The following is an 18,247-nucleotide window of genomic DNA, read 5'->3' as shown; positions in this document are numbered from 1 at the left end:
GATTCCATGGTCCCAGTACAGACCTTGTGACGGTTGTAAGGTCAAGGGGTGGCTGAGCAGTTGCTGATCGGCGACGTCACGGCCCTGACCGGGATCGCCTCGGGTCGCATTCGGCACTACGAGAAGATCGGGCTGCTGCGCGCGGAACACCTGCCCAACGGCTACCGGGTGTTCGACGTGGAGCAGGTTCTCGAGTTGCTGCGCATCGACCTGATGCGCAGCCTCGGCGTCGGCATCAACGACATCGCGCGGCTGACGGACGGCGGGCAAGCCACCCCGGCCGGGGTGCTCGCCGAGCACCGCGCGCTGCTGGTCCGCCAGCGGGACCGGCTCGACGAGTTGATCGAGGCCATCGACCGGTCCCGGGCCGCCGCCGACCGGGCGGACGGCGGCGACCACATCCTGCGCAGGCTGGCCACCACCCATCGCGACAGCATCGGCGTGGTGGGTCGACTCAGCGCGCCGCTGCCCGCGCCGGTGGCGGCGATGTATGCCGACCTCTTCGACGAGTGGGACCTGCCGGTGCCGGCCTTGTTCGGGCAGATGGTCCTGCCGCCCGCCGCCAGCGTCCTATTGGCGCAGCTGGCCGAGGCCCCCGGCCGCGCTGCGTTGTTCGACCGGTTGCGGAAGCTGGCCGACGAGGTGATCCGTCTCGACGAAAACCCCACGGCCGCTGCCGAACTCGCGAGACGCTGGATCGAGCGGCAACTGGCCGACCCGTGGCCGGCCGACGTGGTCGCCGTCCTGCGCGGCGTTCGACCGCTCCTCGAGGGCGACCCGGTAATCGTGCAAGGCTTCAGGGCGTGGGCCGGGGCGATCAGCCCGGCGGCCGCGCGTTTCCTTGAGGAGATCACGCGGCAGAGTTCGTGCCGCGGCCTGGAGGCGGTGAGCGTCATCGTGCTGCCCGCCCCGGGGCACCCCGAAACCGCGACCTCGGGATCGTGATACAGCTGTGACTGGTGTGGCTCACGAGGCCACTGGTACCGGTGTCATATTCTGGGATACGTGTCTTCGGTGTCCCGGCGGGACCTCCTCAAGCTGGCGGCCGCGGCCCCGGCCCTCGTAGGCATGGGGGTGGCGGGCGCGTCGCTGCGCGCCGCACCCGCCTCGGCCTCGCTCGGCACATTGCTGGACTACGCGGCCGGCGTGATCCCCGCCAGCCAGATCCGGGCGGCCGGGGCGGTGGGCTCCATCAGGTACGTCTCGGACCGGCGCCCCGGCGGCAACTGGATGCTGGGGAAGCCGATCCAGGTCGCCGAGGCACGCGATCTCGACAGCAACGGGCTCAAGATCGTCTCGTGCTACCAATACGGCAAGGGCAGCACCGCCGACTGGCTCGGAGGCGCCGGCGCCGGGCAGCAGCACGCGCAGCGGGGGATGCAGCTGCACGCGGCCGCCGGCGGCCCAGCGACCGCGCCGATCTACGCCTCGATCGACGACGACCCCTCCTATGAGCAGTACAAGAGCCAGGTCGCGCCGTACCTGCGGTCGTGGGAATCGGTGATCGGGCATCAGCGCACAGGCGTCTACGCCAACTCCAAGACCATCGACTGGGCGCTGCACGACGGCCTGGGCGCGTACTTCTGGCAGCACAACTGGGGTTCGCCCAAGGGCTACACCCACCCGGCCGCCCACTTGCACCAGGTGGAGATCGACAAACGCAATGTCGGCGGCGTCGGGGTGGACGTCAACGAGATCCTCAAACCGCAATTCGGGCAGTGGGCCTGAGGGCGCGGCGGTCTGTCCCGGCCGCGCGCGGCGCGCTTTCTTAGAATTCCAGCAAACACTCGTTCGCTCGTTTCCCGGCGCCGTCGGCGCCGGCGTGCGCCCGACGGGCCAGCCCCGCGGCGCTCCGGTGCCGGAAAAAGTTTTATAACGATTCGATAACATAACTGCTTTGATCTGCACCGTTGTAGCTACTCGACCGTAACCACCTGCATGCAGCACATTTGTTCGCCGGGTCGGCGTCGCCGCTCAAACCGGGTGTTACCCAGGGCATGGTTACCCATGCGTAGAACTGACCAGTAACCAATCGCGCGGCCGATCCCGCCCCGATCCTTATGACACTCTTAGTGCATCCGATGGAGTCCGCCGCGCCGCCCCGCCATCGAGGCGGCCCGCCGACAACACACCGGTCAGCCGGGTTCCGGCTGAGATTCGACGCCGAATCGAGGACACCCGCGTGGCGGCGGGTTCCCTCACCCGGACCCAAGCACACGTTGACACGGACAGATACGAAAGACGCAGGCAGGGGAGATAGCAGGTGACGATCCACGAGCACGACCGGGTATCCGCTGACCGCGACGGGAACGGCCGCCCGGGAGCCGGGGACAGCCATGCGCTCGTCGACCGTCTGACGGCCGGCGAGCCTTACGCCGTGGCCTTCGGTGGCCAGGGCAGCGCTTGGCTGGAGACCCTCGAGGAACTGGTGTCCTCGGCCGGCATCGAAGCCGAGGTGGCGACGCTGGTCGGCGAGGTGCAGCTACTTCTGCAGCCGGTGGCCAACGAGCTGGTCGTGGTGCGTCCGATCGGCTTCGAACCGCTGTCCTGGGTGCGGGCGCTGGCGGCCGAGGACCCGGTTCCCTCCGACAAGCACCTGACGTCGGCCGCCGTGTCGATCCCGGGCGTCCTGCTCACCCAGATCGCCGCCGTCCGCGCCCTGGCGCGCCAGGGTATGGACCTGGCCGCGACGCCACCGGTGGCCGTCGCCGGCCACTCGCAGGGCGTGCTTGCGGTCGAGTCGTTGAAGGCCGGCGGCGCCCGCGACGTCGAGCTGCTGGCGCTGGCCCAGCTCATCGGCGCGGCCGGCACGCTGGTGGCCCGCCGCCGCGGCATCGCCGTCCTGGGCGACCGGCCGCCGATGGTGTCGGTCACCAACGCCGACCCCGAGCGCATCAGCCGGCTGCTCGACGAGTTCGCGCAGGATGTCCGGACCGTGCTGCCCCCGGTGCTGTCGATCCGCAACGGGCGCCGGTCGGTCGTCATCACCGGCACGCCCGAGCAGCTGTCCCGCTTCGAGCTCTACTGCCGTCAGATCTCGGAGAAAGAAGAGGCCGACCGCAAGAACAAGCTGCGCGGCGGCGACGTCTTCGCGCCGGTTTTCGACCCCGTGCAGGTGGAGGTAGGCTTCCACACCCCGCGTCTGGCCGACGGCATCGACCTGGTGGGCAACTGGGCCGAAAAAATCGGCCTGGACGTCGCGCTGGCCCGCGAACTGACCGAAGCCATCCTGGTGCGCCGCGTCGATTGGGTGGAGGAGATCACCCGAGTCAACGACGCCGGGGCCCGCTGGATCCTCGACCTGGGACCCGGGGACATCCTGACCCGGCTGACCGCGCCCGTGATCCGCGGGCTCGGGGTGGGCATCGTGCCCGCCGCCACCCGCGGCGGCCAGCGCAACCTGTTCACCGTCGGCGCCGTGCCCGAGGTGGCGCGGGCCTGGTCCAGCTACGCCCCCACGCTGGTCCGGCTGCCCGACGGCCGGGTCAAGCTGTCGACCAAGTTCACCCGCCTGACCGGCCGCTCGCCGATCCTGCTCGCGGGCATGACGCCCACCACCGTCGACGCCAAGATCGTCGCCGCCGCGGCCAACGCCGGCCACTGGGCCGAGCTGGCCGGCGGCGGCCAGGTCACCGAGGAGATCTTCGCCGACCGCGTCGCGGAGCTCGCCGAGCTCTTGGAGCCGGGCCGCACCTACCAGTTCAACGCGCTGTTCTTGGACCCGTACCTGTGGAAGCTGCAGGTCGGCGGAAAGCGGCTGGTGCAGAAGGCGCGGCAGTCCGGCGCGGCGATCGACGGCCTGGTGATCAGCGCCGGCATCCCGGACCTCGAGGAGGCCGTCGAGCTCATCGAGGAGCTGAGCGACGCCGGCATCAGCCACGTCGTGTTCAAGCCCGGCACCGTCGAGCAGATCCGTTCGGTCATCCGCATCGCCACCGAGGTGGCCACCAAGCCCGTGATCGTGCACATCGAGGGTGGCCGCGCCGGGGGCCACCACTCGTGGGAGGACCTCGACGACCTGCTGCTCGCGACCTATTCAGAGCTGCGGTCGCGGTCCAACATCACCGTCTGCGTCGGCGGCGGCATCGGCACGCCGGAACGGGCGGCCGAGTACCTGTCCGGGCGCTGGGCGCAGGCTTACGGGTTCCCGCTGATGCCCGTCGACGGCATCCTGGTCGGCACCGCGGCGATGGCGACCAAGGAAGCGACCACGTCGCCGTCGGTCAAGCGGATGCTGGTCGAGACGCAGGGCACCGACGAGTGGATCGGCGCGGGGAAGGCCTCGGGCGGCATGGCCTCGAGCCGCAGCCAGCTCGGCGCCGACATCCACGAGATCGACAACAGCGCCTCGCGGTGCGGCCGGCTGCTCGACGAGGTCGCCGGTGACGCCGACGCCGCCGCCGCGCGCCGCGACGAGATCATCGCCGCGATGGCCAACACCGCCAAGCCGTATTTCGGCGACGCCGGCGAGATGACCTACCTGCAGTGGTTGCGGCGCTACGTCGAGTTGGCCATCGGTGACGGCGACTCCACCGCCGACACCATGCAGCCCGGCAGCCCGTGGCTGGCCGACACCTGGCGCGACCGCTTCGGGCGGATGCTGCAGCGCGCGGAGGCGCGCCTGCACCCGCAAGACTCGGGACCCATCGAGACCCTGTTCGCCGACGCGGCCCTGCTCGAGGACCCGCAGGCCGCCCTCGAGACGCTGCTCGGCGCCTATCCCGACGCCGACACCGTGCACCTGCACCCCGCCGACGTGCCCTTCTTCGTCACGCTGTGCAAGCTCCCGGGCAAGCCGGTGAACTTCGTGCCGGTCATCGACAAGGACGTGCGGCGCTGGTGGCGCAGCGACTCGCTGTGGCAGGCGCACGACGCCCGCTACGACGCCGACCAGGTGTGCATCATCCCGGGCACGGCCGCCGTCGCCGGCATCACCAGGCTGGACGAGCCCGTCGGCGAATTGCTGGACCGCTTCGAGCAGGCGGCCGTCGACGAGACGCTGGCCGCGGGCGCGCAGCCCCGCGAGGTCGCGTCGCGCCGCCTGGGCCGCGCGGACGTGACGGGCCCGTTGGCCGTCGTCCTCGATTGCCCCGACGTGCAGTGGGCGGGCCGCACGGCGATCAACCCGGTGCACCGCATCGCCGACCCGTCCGACTGGCTGGTGCACGACGGACCGCACAGCCACCGCGCCACCCACTCGTCCACCGGGGCGCGGCTGCAGGTCGAGGGCGACCGCGTCGTGCTCAGCGTGCCGGTGTCCGGCACCTGGATCGAGATTCCGTTCACCCTGCCGGCCAACACGGTCGACGGCGCCACCCCGGTGGTCTCCACCGAGGACGCCGCCACCGCGATGCGCGCCGTGCTGGCGATCGCCGCCGGCGTCGAGGGCCCCGAGTTCCTGCCACCGGTCACCGACGGGACGGCCACCGCGACGGTGAACTGGGACCCCGAGCGGGTCGCCGACCACACCGGCGTCACGGCCACCTTCTCCGAACGACTCGCGCCCAGCCTCAACACCGCACCCGACGCGCTGGTGGGCCTGTGCTGGCCCGCGGTGTTCGCGGCGATCGGTTCGGCCGTCACCGACAGCGGTGTCCCCGTCGTCGAAGGCCTGCTGAGCCTGGTGCACCTGGACCACGCCGCACACATGACCGGCACGCTGCCCGCCGAGCCGGCGCACCTCACGGTCACCGCGACGGCGTCGGCCGCCGTGGACACCGAGATGGGCCGGGTGGTGCCGGTGGGCGTCACGATCGCCGACGCTGACGGCCACGAAATCGCCACGCTCACCGAGCGTTTCGCGATCCTGGGCCGCACCGGGGCCGCCGAACTCGCCGACCCGCCGCGCGCCGGGGGCGCGATCTCCGAGAACGCCACCGACACCCCGCGCCGCCGTCGCCGCGACGTGACGCTGACCGCGCCGGTCGACATGCGCCCGTTCGCCGTGGTCTCCGGCGACCACAACCCCATCCACACCGACCGCGCAGCCGCCCTGCTGGCCGGCCTGGATTCGCCGATCGTGCACGGCATGTGGCTGTCGGCCGCCGCGCAGCACGCGGTCACCGCCACCGACGGCCAGGCCCGGCCGCCCGCCCGGCTGATCGGCTGGACCGCGCGCTTCCTGGGCATGGTGCGCCCCGGGGACGAGGTCGCGTTCCGCGTCGAACGGGTCGGCATCGACCAGGGTGCGGAGGTTGTCGAGGTGGCCGCCCGCATCGGTTCGGACCTGGTCATGGCCGCCACCGCGCGGCTGGCCGCGCCGCGCACGGTCTACGCCTTCCCCGGCCAGGGCATCCAGCACAAGGGCATGGGCATGGACGTCCGCGCCCGGTCCAAGGCGGCCCGCAAGGTGTGGGACAAGGCGGACAAGTTCACCCGCGAGACCCTGGGCTTCTCGGTGCTGCACGTGGTGCGCGACAACCCGACCAGCATCATCGCCAGCGGCGTGCACTACAACCACCCCGAGGGCGTCCTGTACCTGACGCAGTTCACCCAGGTCGCGATGGCGACGGTCGCGGCCGCGCAGGTCGCCGAGATGCGCGAGCAGGGCGCCTTCGTCGAGGACTCGATCGCCTGCGGTCACTCGGTCGGCGAGTACACCGCCCTGGCCTGCGTGACCGGCATCTACGAGCTGGAAGCGTTGCTGGAGACCGTGTTTCACCGCGGCTCGAAGATGCACGACATCGTGCCACGCGACGACCTGGGCCGGTCCAACTACCGGCTGGCGGCGATCCGCCCCTCGCAGATCGACCTGCCCGACGACGAGGTGCCCGCGTTCGTCGCCGAGATCGCCGAGCGCACCGGCGAATTCCTCGAGATCGTCAACTTCAACCTGCGCGGCTCGCAGTACGCGATCGCGGGCACCGTGCGGGGCCTGGAGGCGCTGGAGGCCGAGGTGGAGCGGCGCCGCGAGATCAGCGGCGGCAAGCGCTCTTTCATCCTGGTGCCCGGCATCGACGTGCCGTTCCATTCGCGGGTGTTGCGGGTCGGGGTGGCCGAGTTCCGGCGCTCGCTGGACCGCGTCATGCCGCGCGACAAGAATCCCGACGTCATCATCGGGCGCTACATCCCGAACCTGGTGCCGCGGCCGTTCACCCTGGACCGCGACTTCATCCAGGAGATCCGCGACCTGGTGCCCGCCGAGCCGCTCGACGCGATCCTCGCCGACTACGACACCTGGCTCGCCGAGCGCCGCAACGAGATGGCCCGCATCGTCCTGATCGAGCTGTTGGCCTGGCAGTTCGCCAGCCCGGTGCGCTGGATCGAGACCCAGGACCTGCTGTTCACCGAGGAGGCTGCCGGCGGCCTGGGGGTGGAGCGGTTCGTCGAGATCGGCGTGAAGTCCGCGCCGACCGTCGCCGGGCTGGCCACCAACACCCTCAAGTTGCCCGAATACGCCCACAGCACAGTCGAAGTCCTCAACGCCGAGCGTGACGCCGCGGTGCTGTTCGCGACGGACACCGATCCCGAGCCGGAGGCCGACGAGGTCGCAGAACCGGCCGCGGAGTCGAGCGCGCCGACAGAAGGCGCGCCGCAAGCGGCGGCGCCGGTGGCCGCGCCGACCGCGCCGTCAGGCGCTCCGAGACCCGACGACATTGGGTTCGACGCCGCCGACGCGACGCTGGCGCTGATCGCCCTGTCGGCGAAGATGCGCCTCGACCAGATCGAGGAGCTGGACTCCATCGAGTCCATCACCGACGGCGCCTCGTCGCGGCGCAACCAGCTGCTGGTCGACCTGGGTTCGGAGCTCAACCTGGGTGCCATCGACGGCGCGGCCGAGGCCGACCTGGCCGGCCTGCGCTCGCAGGTGACCAAGCTGGCCCGCACCTACAAGCCGTTCGGCCCGGTGCTTTCCGACGCGATCAACGACCAGCTGCGCACGGTGCTCGGGCCGTCGGGCAAGCGGCCGGCCGCCATCACCGAGCGGGTCAAGAAGACGTGGGAGCTGGGCGAGGGCTGGGCCAAGCACGTCACGGTCGAGGTGGTGCTGGGCACCCGCGAGGGCACCAGCGTCCGCGGCGGGGCGATGGGCCACCTGCACGAAGGCGCCCTGGCCGACGCGGCCGCCGTCGACAAGGTGATCGACGCCGCCGTCACGTCCGTCGCGGCGCGTCGCGGCGTCGCGGTGGCACTCCCGTCGTCGGGCGGGGGCGGCGGCGCGACCATCGACGCGGCCGCGCTCAGCGAGTTCACCGACCAGATCACCGGCCGCGACGGGGTGCTGGCGTCCGCGGCGCGCCTGGTGCTCAACCAGCTGGGGCTCGACAACCCGGTGTCGGTCTCGCCGACCGCCACCGACGCCGAGCTGGTCGACCTGGTGACCGCCGAATTGGGTTCGGACTGGCCACGTTTGGTGGCACCGGTGTTCGAGCCTAAGAAGGCCGTGGTCTTTGACGACCGTTGGGCCAGCGCCCGCGAGGACCTGGTCAAGCTCTGGCTGAGCGACGAGGGCGACATCGACGCCCGGTGGCTGAGCCTGTCTGAACGGTTCGAGGGCGCCGGACACGTCGTGGCCACGCAGGCCACCTGGTGGCAGGGCAAGGCGCTGGCCGCCGGCCGGCAGATCCACGCGTCGCTGTACGGTCGCATCGCCGCCGGCGCCGAGAATCCGGACCCGGGTCGCTACAGCAGCGAGGTGGCCGTGGTGACCGGCGCGTCGAAGGGCTCGATCGCGGCGTCGGTCGTCGGCCGGCTCCTCGACGGCGGCGCCACCGTCATCGCGACGACCTCCAAGCTCGACGAGGAGCGGCTGGCGTTCTACCGCGGGCTCTACCGCGACCACGCCCGCTACGGCGCGGCGCTGTGGGTGGTGGCGGCGAACATGGCGTCCTACTCCGACATCGACGCCCTGGTCGAGTGGGTGGGCACCGAGCAGACCGAAAGCCTTGGGCCGCAATCCATTCACATCAAGGACGCGCAGACGCCCACCCTGCTGTTCCCGTTCGCCGCGCCGCGGGTGGCCGGCGACCTCTCCGAGGCCGGTTCGCGCTCCGAGATGGAGATGAAGGTCCTGCTGTGGGCCGTACAGCGGCTGATCGGCGGGCTGTCCAAGATCGGCGCCGAGCGCGACATCGCGTCGCGGCTGCACGTGGTGCTGCCCGGCTCCCCGAACCGGGGCATGTTCGGCGGCGACGGCGCCTACGGTGAGGCGAAGTCGGCGCTGGACGCCCTGGTGAGCCGCTGGCACGCCGAAACCTCTTGGGCGTCAAGGGTTTCCCTGGCGCACGCGCTGATCGGCTGGACCCGTGGCACGGGGCTGATGGGCCACAACGACGCCATCGTCGACGCCGTCGAGGAGGCCGGGGTCACCACGTACTCGACCGACGAGATGGCGGCCATGCTGCTGGGCCTGTGCGACGTGGAACCCAAGGTGGCCGCGGCCAGTGCGCCGATCAAGGCGGACCTGACCGGCGGCCTGGGCGAGGCCAACCTCGACATGGCCGAGCTGGCCGCCAAGGCGCGCGAGCAAGCCACCTCCGGCGAAGCCGACGACGACGTCGCCGCCGAGGGCACCATCGCCGCCCTGCCGTCGCCGCCGCGCGGCTTCAGCCCGGCCCCGCCCCCGGAGTGGGCCGACCTCGACGTCGACCCGGCCGACCTGGTGGTGATCGTCGGCGGCGCCGAAATCGGCCCGTGTGGCTCGTCACGCACCCGGTTCGAGATGGAGGTCGACAACCAGCTGTCGGCGGCCGGCGTCCTCGAGCTGGCCTGGACCACCGGGCTGGTCCGCTGGGAGGACGACCCCCAACCGGGTTGGTACGACACCGAATCCGGAGATCTGGTCGACGAGGCCGAGCTGGTCGAGCGCTACCACGACGTCGTGGTGGAGCGGGTCGGCATCCGCGAATTCGTCGACGACGGCGCCATCGACCCCGACCATGCGTCGCCGCTGCTGGTGAGCGTGTTCCTGGACAAGGACTTCTCGTTCGTGGTGTCCTCGGAGGCCGACGCCCGCGCGTTCGTCGAGTTCGACCCCGCGCACACGATCATCCAGCCGGTGCCCGACTCCACCGACTGGCAGGTGATCCGCAAGGCGGGCACCGAGATTCGGGTGCCGCGCAAGACCAAGCTGTCGCGCGTCGTCGGCGCCCAAATCCCCACCGGCTTCGACCCGACCGTGTTCGGGATCAGCCAGGACATGGCCAGCTCGACCGACCGGGTCGCGCTGTGGAACATCGTCGCGACGGTGGACGCGTTCCTGTCCTCGGGGTTCACCCCCGCCGAGCTGTTGCGGTGGGTGCACCCGGGCCTGGTGGCCAGCACTCAGGGCACCGGCATGGGCGGCATGACGTCGATGCAGACGATGTATCACGGCAACCTGCTCGGCCGGAACAAGCCGAACGACATCCTTCAGGAAGTCCTGCCGAATGTCGTTGCCGCCCATGTCATCCAGAGCTATGTGGGTAGTTACGGCGCGATGATCCATCCGGTCGGCGCGTGCGCGACCGCGGCGGTGTCGGTCGAGGAGGGCGTCGACAAGATCCGGCTCGGCAAGGCCGAGCTGGTGGTCGCCGGCGGCTTCGACGACCTGACGCTGGAGGCCATCATCGGCTTCGGCGACATGGCCGCCACCGCCGACACCTCCATGATGCGGGGCCGCGGAATTCACGACTCGAAGTTCTCCCGGCCCAACGACCGGCGCCGGCTCGGCTTCGTCGAGGCGCAAGGCGGCGGCACCATCCTGCTGGCGCGGGGTGACCTGGCGCTCAAGATGGGCCTGCCGGTGCTCGCGGTGGTCGCGTACGCACAGTCGTTCGCCGACGGCGTGCACACGTCGATCCCCGCCCCGGGGCTGGGCGCGCTGGGCGCCGGCCGCGGCGGCAAGGACTCGCAGCTGGCCCGGGCGCTCGGCAGGCTGGGCGTTGGCGCCGACGACATCGCGGTGCTGTCCAAGCACGACACCTCCACGCTGGCCAACGATCCCAACGAGACCGAGCTGCACGAGCGGTTGGCCGACTCGTTGGGCCGCTCCGAGGGGGCCCCGCTGTTCGTGGTGTCGCAGAAGAGCCTCACCGGGCACGCCAAGGGCGGCGCGGCGGTGTTCCAGATGATGGGGCTGTGCCAGATGCTGCGCGACGGGGTGATTCCGCCCAACCGCAGCCTGGACTGCGTCGACGACGAGCTGTCCGGCTCGGCGCACTTCGTGTGGGTGCGCGAGACGCTGCGCCTCGGCGAGCGGTTCCCGCTCAAGGCCGGCGTGCTGACCAGCCTCGGCTTCGGCCACGTGTCCGGGCTCGTCGCGCTGGTGCACCCGCAGGCCTTCATTGCGGCGCTGAAGCCCGAGGAGCGCGCGGACTATCAGCGGCGCGCCGACGCGCGGCTGCTCGCCGGTCAGCGACGGCTGGCCTCCGCCATCGCGGGCGGCGCGCCGCTGTACGAGCGGCCGGCGGACCGTCGTTTCGACCACGACATCCCGGAGAAGCGGCAGGAGGCGGCGATGCTGCTCAACCCGGCCGCCCGGCTGGGCGACGGGGGAGCCTACGAGGTGTCCGCCGGATGACGCCCGCGCCGACACGTTAGCCTGGCGACCCATGGGAATCGTCGGTGTAGGGATCGACCTCGTGTCCATCCCTGATTTCGCCGAGCAGGTCGACCAGCCGGGCACGGTGTTCGCCGAAACCTTCACCCCGGGTGAGCGGCGCGACGCCTCCGACAAGAGCTCGTCGGCGGCGCGGCACCTGGCGGCGCGCTGGGCGGCGAAGGAGGCGGTCATCAAGGCCTGGTCGGGCTCCCGGTTCGCCCAGCGCCCCGTGCTGCGCGAGGACATCCACCGCGACATCGAGGTGGTGACCGACATGTGGGGGCGCCCCCGGGTGCGGCTGACCGGTGACATCGCCAAGCACCTGGCCGACGTGACGATCCATGTGTCGCTGACCCACGAGGGGGACATCGCGGCGGCCGTGGCCATCATCGAGACAACCGGTTAGCGCCGACACCGACGTGAGCGCGAGTTCCTCTCGACGTATCCCGCGCTAGCGTCGATCTCGGCGGGGAGCGCGATCAGGCTAGCCTCGATGCCATGAGTGATCTCGTCGACCGCGTTCACGAGGTGCTGCCGTCGGTGCGGCGCGACCTCGAGGACCTGGTGCGCATCGAATCGGTGTGGGCGGACCCGAACCGGCGCGATGAGGTGCACCGCAGCGCCCGGGCCGTGTCGGAGTTGTTGACGCAAGCCGGTTTTGGTGACGTGCGCATCGTCAGCGAGGGCGGGGCGCCCGCCGTCATCGCCCACTACCCGGCGCCGCCGGGCGCGCCGACGGTGCTGCTCTACGCCCACCACGACGTGCAGCCCGAGGGCGACCGCGACCAGTGGGCGTCGCCGCCCTTCGAGCCCACCGAGCGCGACGGCCGGCTCTACGGCCGCGGCAGCGCCGACGACAAGGCCGGCATCGCCACGCATCTCGCCGCGTTCCGGGCGCACGGCGGCCGCCCGCCGGTCGGTGTGACGGTCTTCGTCGAGGGGGAAGAGGAATCCGGGTCGCCCTCGCTGGGCCGGCTGCTGACCGCGCACCGCGAGGCGCTGGCCGCGGACGTGATCGTGATCGCCGACTCGGACAACTGGGGCGTCGACGCCCCGGCGCTGACCGTGTCGCTGCGCGGCCTGGCCGACTGCGTGGTCGAGGTGGCCACCCTCGATCACGGGCTGCACTCCGGCCTGTGGGGTGGGGTGGTTCCCGACGCGCTCAGCGTGCTGGTGCGGCTGCTGGCGAGCCTGCACGACGACGACGGCAACGTCGCCGTGGCCGGCTTGCACGAGCCCGACGTGAGCGGGCTCAACTATCCCCAGTTCCCGGCCGCCCGGGTGCGCGCCGACTCCGGACTGCTCGACGGCGTGAGTGAAATCGGTTCCGGTTCAGTGCCGCAACGCCTTTGGGCCAAACCGGCCCTGACCGTGATCGGCATCGACACCACCCCCGTGGAGAAGGCGTCGAACACGCTGATCCCGCGGGCGCGGGCCAAGATCAGCATGCGGGTGGCCCCCGGCGGCGACGCCGCGGCGCACCTGGACGCGCTGACCGCCCACTTGGAAAAGCACGCGCCCTGGGGAGCGCGGGTGACCGTGACGCCGGGCGAAATCGGCGAGCCCTACGCGATCGACGCCAGCGGCGAGGTGTACGACGCGGCGCGGGCGGCGTTCCGCCAGGCGTGGGGCGTCGAGCCGATCGACATGGGTATGGGCGGCTCCATCCCGTTCATCGCCGAATTCGCCGAGGCCTTCCCGGACGCCAAAATTCTGGTGACCGGTGTCGAGGATCCGGGGACGCAGGCGCACAGCATCAACGAAAGCCTGCATCTCGGCGTGCTGGAGCGCGCGGCGATCGCCGAGGCGCTGCTGTTGGACCAGTTGGGTCACTGAGCCCTCGCATGGGGTTGCGCCACCAGGTCCCGGCGTCCGTCTACTGGCGCAACCAAGTCGTCGTCGCCGGGCGACGCCGGGAACCTCTCGAGGCCGTTTCCGTTGCGCGAGAACGGGATCCGCTGTCATGCCGCAGAGCCGGCCGGACGCCGACGAGATCGTCGTCGATCGGGTCAAGGCGTTCCGATTCGCCGAACGCAACGGCACCTTCGACGGTATTCATGCCGAGATGAACACACCAAGGTTTATGCGCAGCTGCAGGGCTATTCGCAGGACTAGCCACCGAGACCACGAGGAGACACTCACATGCACGTATTGATGGTCGGAGCCACGGGCACCTACGCCCACTGGGTGTTGCGCGCCCTGACCGAACGTGGCGTCACGGTGCGCGCGCTGGTCCGCAACGAGGACCGTGGAAATGTCGCGCGAGACAACGGCGCCGACGAGGTGGTGATCGGTGACCTCAGCGAGCCGGCGAGCCTGCCACCCGCGGTCGACGGAGTCGACGGTGTGTTTCATATCGGCCCGGGGCACGCGGCGGGCGAGGCCGACATGGGCGTGGCGATGGTCAACGCGGCCCGCGACGCGGGAGTGCGGAAGTTTGTGTTCTCCGGTGTCATTCACCCGTCGATCTCGGCGCTCACCAATCACGCCGCCGCCAAGTTGCCGGTCGAAGACGCGCTCTACACGTCCGATCTGGACTACACCGTCTTGCAGCCGGCGAGGTTCATGCAGAACTTCGAGCTGTTCTGGGACGACGTCGTCGAACACGACCGGCTGTCACAGCCCTACAACCTATCGTCGAAATTCTGCTGGGTGGATTACCGCGACGTTGCCGAGGTCGCCGCGATCGCGATGACCGGTTCGGAGCTGAGCTACGGGACTTTCGAGCTGAGTTCCCCGGGGAACTATGACAGCTACCAGGCGGCGAAGATCCTCAGCTCGGTGCTGGGCCGGCCGATCAGCGCGTCACGCCTGCCGGCTGAGCAGTTCACGGCCAAGATGCCCGAAGGCGCCTTCCGTGAGGGCATGACCCGCATGCTGGCTCACTACGACCGCCACGGGCTGCCCGGCGGCAACCCTCTCGTCTTGCGCGCGATTCTCGGTCGCCAGCCCCGATCGTTGGCGGAGTACTTCCGTGAATTGGCCGCCCGGTGAGGGCTGTGCAGCTCCGGTCGGCGGATTAGACGTCGAGGTCTCGGCGCAGCTTGGCGACGTGGCCGGTGGCCTTGACGTTGTACTGCGCGACGGCGATCTTGCCCTTCTCGTCCACCACGAACGTGGAGCGGATGACGCCGGTGACGGTCTTGCCGTACATCTGCTTTTGGCCGTAGGCGCCCCAGTCCGCCAGGACCTTGCGGTCGGGATCGGACAGCAGCGGGAACGTCAGCTGCTCGGCGTCGCGGAACTTGGCGAGCTTTTCCGGCTTGTCCGGGGAGATCCCGACGACATCGAGGCCGGCGTCGTTGAGCTCGTGCAGGTTGTCGCGGAAATCGCAGGCCTGCTTGGTGCACCCGGGCGTCGAGGCGGCCGGGTAAAAGTAGACGACGACGCGGCGCCCCTTGAAGTCGGAAAGCGACACCGTGTTGCCGTCGGCGTCGGGAAGGCTGAACGACGGCGCGGTGTCACCCGGCGCCAGCCGCGTGTTCTCGGTCGAGTCGGGCACGGTCGAAGTCCCTTTCTGTTCACCGGGGCGCCGGGGTTGCCGCCAGCTGATCTAGGGTAGTTCGGGCAGGTGCAGTAACCCCATGGCGGGCGACTTGGAGGATGGCGACGTGGCGGACCGGGACCCCGAAGCAATCAAGCGGGACATCGACGTGGCCCGCGACCAGCTGGCGGCGACCGTCGATACCCTCGCCGAGCGCGCGAACCCGCGCCGCCTGGCCGACGACCTGAAGGCCCGGGCCGTCGACTTCGTGACGAAGCCGGTGGTGCTCGCCTCGCTCGCGGGCATCTCGTCGATCGTCGTCGTCGTGGTCATCCGCCGGATCCGCGACCGCTGAGGACACGTCGGCGCGTCGTCGGGTCGACGCCGGTGGCGCCCCCTTCGGCGGCGGACTCCACCAGGCTGCGCGCCGAGCGGGACAGCGGGTGGCCCGCGTTCCAGATCACCCCGACGTCGCGGTAGGCGTCCGCCTCGGCCAGCGGCAGCACCGCAACGCCCGGGGCCTCGCTGTCGTCGAGGGGGACCAGGCTGATCCCCAGGCCCGCCGCCACCAGGCCGGCCGAGGTCGTCAGGTCGGCCGATTCCAGGGCGATGCGCGGCTGGAACTGCGCCGAGGCGCACAGCTCGTCGAGCAGCCGCCGCATGCCGTAGCCGTGATGCATCGCGACGAACGGCTCGTCGGCGAGCGCGGCCATCGAGACCGTCGCGAGCCCGGCCAGGCGGTGGCCGTGGGGGACGGCCACCCCGAGCCGTTGCCGAAAGATGGTGCGCCAGCCGAGGGTCGGATTCTGCGGTCGGGGCGACACCACGCCCAGGTCGATCGACCTGTTCTCAACCAGCTCACCGATCCATTCGGCGGCGCCCTCCTTGAGGGTGAACGTCACGCGCGGCGACGCCCGAGTGAACTGCGCGATGAGGCGCGGCACCACGGTGCGGCCGAACGAGCGCAGAAAGCCCAACCGGATCTCGCTGACGGCCGGGTCGGCCAGGTCGGCGATCGCCCGCCGCGCCGAGTCGAGCTCGAGCTGCGCGCGCCGGGCGTGCTGGTAGAAAATCCGGCCGTAGGCGTTCAGGCTCAGCCGGCGGCCACGGCGGTCGAACAGCGCGACGCCCAGGCGCCGTTCCAGGCGGGCCAGCATCCGGGTGAGGGTCGGTTGGGCGATGCCAAGCTGTTCGGCGGCCGCCGTGACGTGCTGGAGCTCGGCCAGTGTGATGAACCACTCGTAGTCGCCGTCGCTCACGCCCGCCACCTCCGCTAATGCGATAAGTGCATCATAAACGATCTATTAATACATTTCCGTATGTTGGCGTGAGCGCGGAGCATCGAACCCATGGCCACCCTCGCCGCCACCGCCGTCGCCCACCGTGTCGGCACCGCCGGTTACCGGCGGGTGACCGCCGCCCTGGCCGGTGCCGGGCTGGCCAGTTTCTCGGCGATGTACTGCACCCAGGCGCTGTTGCCGGCGTTCTCGGTGTACTACCGCATCGCCCCGACCACCGCCGCGCTTACCGTGTCGCTGACCACCGGCCTGATGGCCCTGGCGATCATTCCGGCCAGTGTGCTCTCCGAGCGCTACGGCCGCACCCGGGTGATGCTGACGTCGGGGGTGGCGTCCAGCGTGATCGGGTTGCTGCTGCCGTTCAGCCCGAACCTGGGCGTGCTGCTCACCGGGCGGGCGGCCCAGGGGGTGGCCCTGGCCGGCATTCCCGCGGTTGCGATGGCGTACCTGGCCGAGGAGATCCACGTGTCGTCGTTGGGCTCGGCGGTGGGACGCTACATCGCCGGCAACACGGTCGGCGGGCTGGCGGGGCGGATCATCCCGTCGCTGGTCGTGGAGGTCAGCAACTGGCGGGTCGCCCTGCTGGTGAGTTCGGCGGCCTCGCTGCTGGGCGTCATCGTCTTCGCCGCCCTGGTGCCGCGCTCCCAGTTCTTCACGCCTAAGGCGGCCACCGCGCGCGACGCGGTGCGCAACCTCGCCGCGCACCTGCGAAACCCGTTGCTGGCCAAGCTGTTCTGCTTGTCCTTCGTGTTGATGGGCGGGTTCGTGACGGTCTACAACTACCTGGCCTACCGACTGACCGGTCAGTCGTTCGGGTTGGCGTCGTCGACCGTCGGCCTGATGTTCCTGCTCTACCTGGCGGGCACCGTGTCGTCGAACGTCGCGGGCCGGCTCGCCGACCGCAAGGGGCGTGCGCTGGTGTTGTTCGGTGCCCTGCCGGTCACCGCGGCCGGCCTGCTGGTCACCGTGCCGCACGCGCTGGTCGCCATCTTCGGCGGCATCGGGTTATTCACCGCCGGCTTCTTCGCCGCCCACACGGTCGCCAGCGGGTGGGTCGGGGCCGCCGCGAAACGCGACCGGGCGGTGGCGTCCGCGATGTATCTGTTCGCCTACTACCTCGGCGGGTCGGTCGTCGGCGCGTTCGGCGGTGTCGTGTACAACATGGGCGGCTGGCCGGCGACGGTGACGTTCGTCGGTTTGCTGCTGCTGGTCGCGCTGTGCCTGGCCGCGACGCTGATCCGGGACGCCGTGCCCGTCGGGCGGCCACACCCGGCGTGACGCCGGGCGTGGGGGTGGTGCGCCGTCAGGGTTTCGAACCCCGGACCCGCTGATTAAGAGTCAGCTGCTCTACCAACTGAGCTAACGGCGCTAGTGATCGGCCGAGACCGCGTAGGCGACAATAACAGGCGTCTTGCCGCCAAGCGAAATCCCCGAACCTTTACCACGATAATCGCTGCTCCGGGCGCTCAGAACAGCGTTCCGCAGTACGGCGCGCGCTCGGCGCGGAATGCGGCGTCCAGATCCCGCACGGCGCCGGCAGTCAGCTCGTTAATGCGGTTGGCTGCCCGCAGCTGTGACGCCGTGTGCGCGCCCGTGTACACCGACGCCAGGTCGGCCAGGCCGATCCGCAGGTCCGGGTCGCCGTCGTGCGGTGAGCACTTCCCGACGCCGTCGTTGATCCGCAGCAGGAAGCGGCCGCCCGAAAGCCCAAGCGGGTCCGCCACTTCCAGCACGAGCTCGGTGTCGGCGGCGTAAGTGCGCGTGTTGAGTACCTCGGGCACGTCGTTGATCCGCACCCACAAGAAGTCGTTGACGCCGCGCGACGCGGCGGCGCGCTGGTCGGTCAGCTTCAACGGCAGCGGGTCGTCGACGGGCACGTCGATCTGGATCTCGTAGAACATCTCCAAGACCAGCAGCGTCGCGAGCAGTTCGGTGTGCGCGTCG

Annotated in this window: 11 protein-coding genes and 1 tRNA gene; 8 read left to right on the top strand and 4 right to left on the bottom strand. The window is 70.6% G+C overall.

Annotated features, from left to right (window positions below):
• Nucleotides 1-48: 48 nt before the first annotated feature.
• The 6 genes from A5714_RS08740 to A5714_RS08715 all read left to right on the top strand — a co-directional run bounded on the left by A5714_RS08740 (nucleotide 49) and on the right by A5714_RS08715 (nucleotide 14,515).
• On the top strand, nucleotides 49-945 hold the full coding sequence (locus A5714_RS08740; protein WP_068284583.1) for a MerR family transcriptional regulator: 897 nt from the start codon (nucleotides 49-51) through the stop codon (nucleotides 943-945).
• 123 nt (nucleotides 946-1,068) lie between these two features.
• Nucleotides 1,069-1,728, top strand: a complete 660-nt coding sequence (locus A5714_RS08735) for a DUF1906 domain-containing protein (RefSeq protein ID WP_156671174.1) — start codon at nucleotides 1,069-1,071, stop codon at nucleotides 1,726-1,728.
• A gap of 535 nt (nucleotides 1,729-2,263) precedes the next feature.
• Complete coding sequence (locus tag A5714_RS08730; RefSeq protein ID WP_068284581.1) at nucleotides 2,264-11,500, top strand: type I polyketide synthase; 9,237 nt, start codon at nucleotides 2,264-2,266, stop codon at nucleotides 11,498-11,500.
• A gap of 31 nt (nucleotides 11,501-11,531) precedes the next feature.
• Nucleotides 11,532-11,927: a holo-ACP synthase gene (locus A5714_RS08725; protein WP_068284579.1), complete on the top strand. Its 396-nt coding sequence runs from the start codon at nucleotides 11,532-11,534 to the stop codon at nucleotides 11,925-11,927.
• A 92-nt stretch (nucleotides 11,928-12,019) separates the two neighbouring features.
• On the top strand, nucleotides 12,020-13,357 hold the full coding sequence (locus tag A5714_RS08720; RefSeq protein ID WP_068284577.1) for a dipeptidase: 1,338 nt from the start codon (nucleotides 12,020-12,022) through the stop codon (nucleotides 13,355-13,357).
• Between the two features lie 306 nt (nucleotides 13,358-13,663).
• Nucleotides 13,664-14,515 carry an SDR family oxidoreductase gene (locus A5714_RS08715; protein WP_068284576.1) on the top strand — a complete coding sequence of 284 codons (852 nt, stop codon included), beginning with the start codon at nucleotides 13,664-13,666 and terminating at the stop codon, nucleotides 14,513-14,515.
• A gap of 25 nt (nucleotides 14,516-14,540) precedes the next feature.
• On the opposite strand, the gene bcp is transcribed toward A5714_RS08715, so the two are convergent.
• On the bottom strand, nucleotides 14,541-15,023 hold the full coding sequence (gene bcp, locus A5714_RS08710; protein WP_068284575.1) for a thioredoxin-dependent thiol peroxidase: 483 nt from the start codon (nucleotides 15,021-15,023) through the stop codon (nucleotides 14,541-14,543).
• 109 nt (nucleotides 15,024-15,132) lie between these two features.
• Here bcp and A5714_RS08705 point away from each other — a divergent pair, with 109 nt between their 5' ends.
• Complete coding sequence (locus A5714_RS08705; RefSeq protein ID WP_068070036.1) at nucleotides 15,133-15,360, top strand: DUF3618 domain-containing protein; 228 nt, start codon at nucleotides 15,133-15,135, stop codon at nucleotides 15,358-15,360.
• Here A5714_RS08705 and A5714_RS08700 read toward each other — a convergent pair.
• Complete coding sequence (locus tag A5714_RS08700) at nucleotides 15,335-16,264, bottom strand: LysR family transcriptional regulator (protein ID WP_082959641.1); 930 nt, start codon at nucleotides 16,262-16,264, stop codon at nucleotides 15,335-15,337. The genes A5714_RS08705 and A5714_RS08700 overlap by 26 nt on opposite strands.
• 90 nt (nucleotides 16,265-16,354) lie before the next feature.
• On the opposite strand from A5714_RS08700, the gene A5714_RS08695 reads away from it, so the two are divergent.
• Complete coding sequence (locus A5714_RS08695; protein WP_068284573.1) at nucleotides 16,355-17,581, top strand: MFS transporter; 1,227 nt, start codon at nucleotides 16,355-16,357, stop codon at nucleotides 17,579-17,581.
• 15 nt (nucleotides 17,582-17,596) lie between these two features.
• Here A5714_RS08695 and A5714_RS08690 read toward each other — a convergent pair.
• Nucleotides 17,597-17,672, bottom strand: a tRNA-Lys gene (locus tag A5714_RS08690).
• A 97-nt stretch (nucleotides 17,673-17,769) separates the two neighbouring features.
• On the bottom strand, nucleotides 17,770-18,247 hold a 478-nt coding region (locus A5714_RS08685), incomplete at its 5' end, for a sterol carrier protein domain-containing protein (protein WP_197513621.1).

Source organism: Mycobacterium sp. E2462 (genome assembly GCF_001672685.1).
Lineage (GTDB): Bacteria > Actinomycetota > Actinomycetes > Mycobacteriales > Mycobacteriaceae > Mycobacterium.
The sequence above is the reverse complement of the archived record's forward strand: the minus strand, read 5'-3'. Positions and strand labels throughout refer to the sequence as shown.

Coding starts and splice junctions, on each gene's coding strand:
- A5714_RS08735 (WP_156671174.1), top strand. CDS start 1,069: ATGGGGGTGGCGGGCGCGTCGCTGCGCGCCGCACCCGCCTCGGCCTCG.
- A5714_RS08725 (WP_068284579.1), top strand. CDS start 11,532: ATGGGAATCGTCGGTGTAGGGATCGACCTCGTGTCCATCCCTGATTTC.
- A5714_RS08720 (WP_068284577.1), top strand. CDS start 12,020: ATGAGTGATCTCGTCGACCGCGTTCACGAGGTGCTGCCGTCGGTGCGG.
- A5714_RS08715 (WP_068284576.1), top strand. CDS start 13,664: ATGCACGTATTGATGGTCGGAGCCACGGGCACCTACGCCCACTGGGTG.
- A5714_RS08695 (WP_068284573.1), top strand. CDS start 16,355: ATGGCCACCCTCGCCGCCACCGCCGTCGCCCACCGTGTCGGCACCGCC.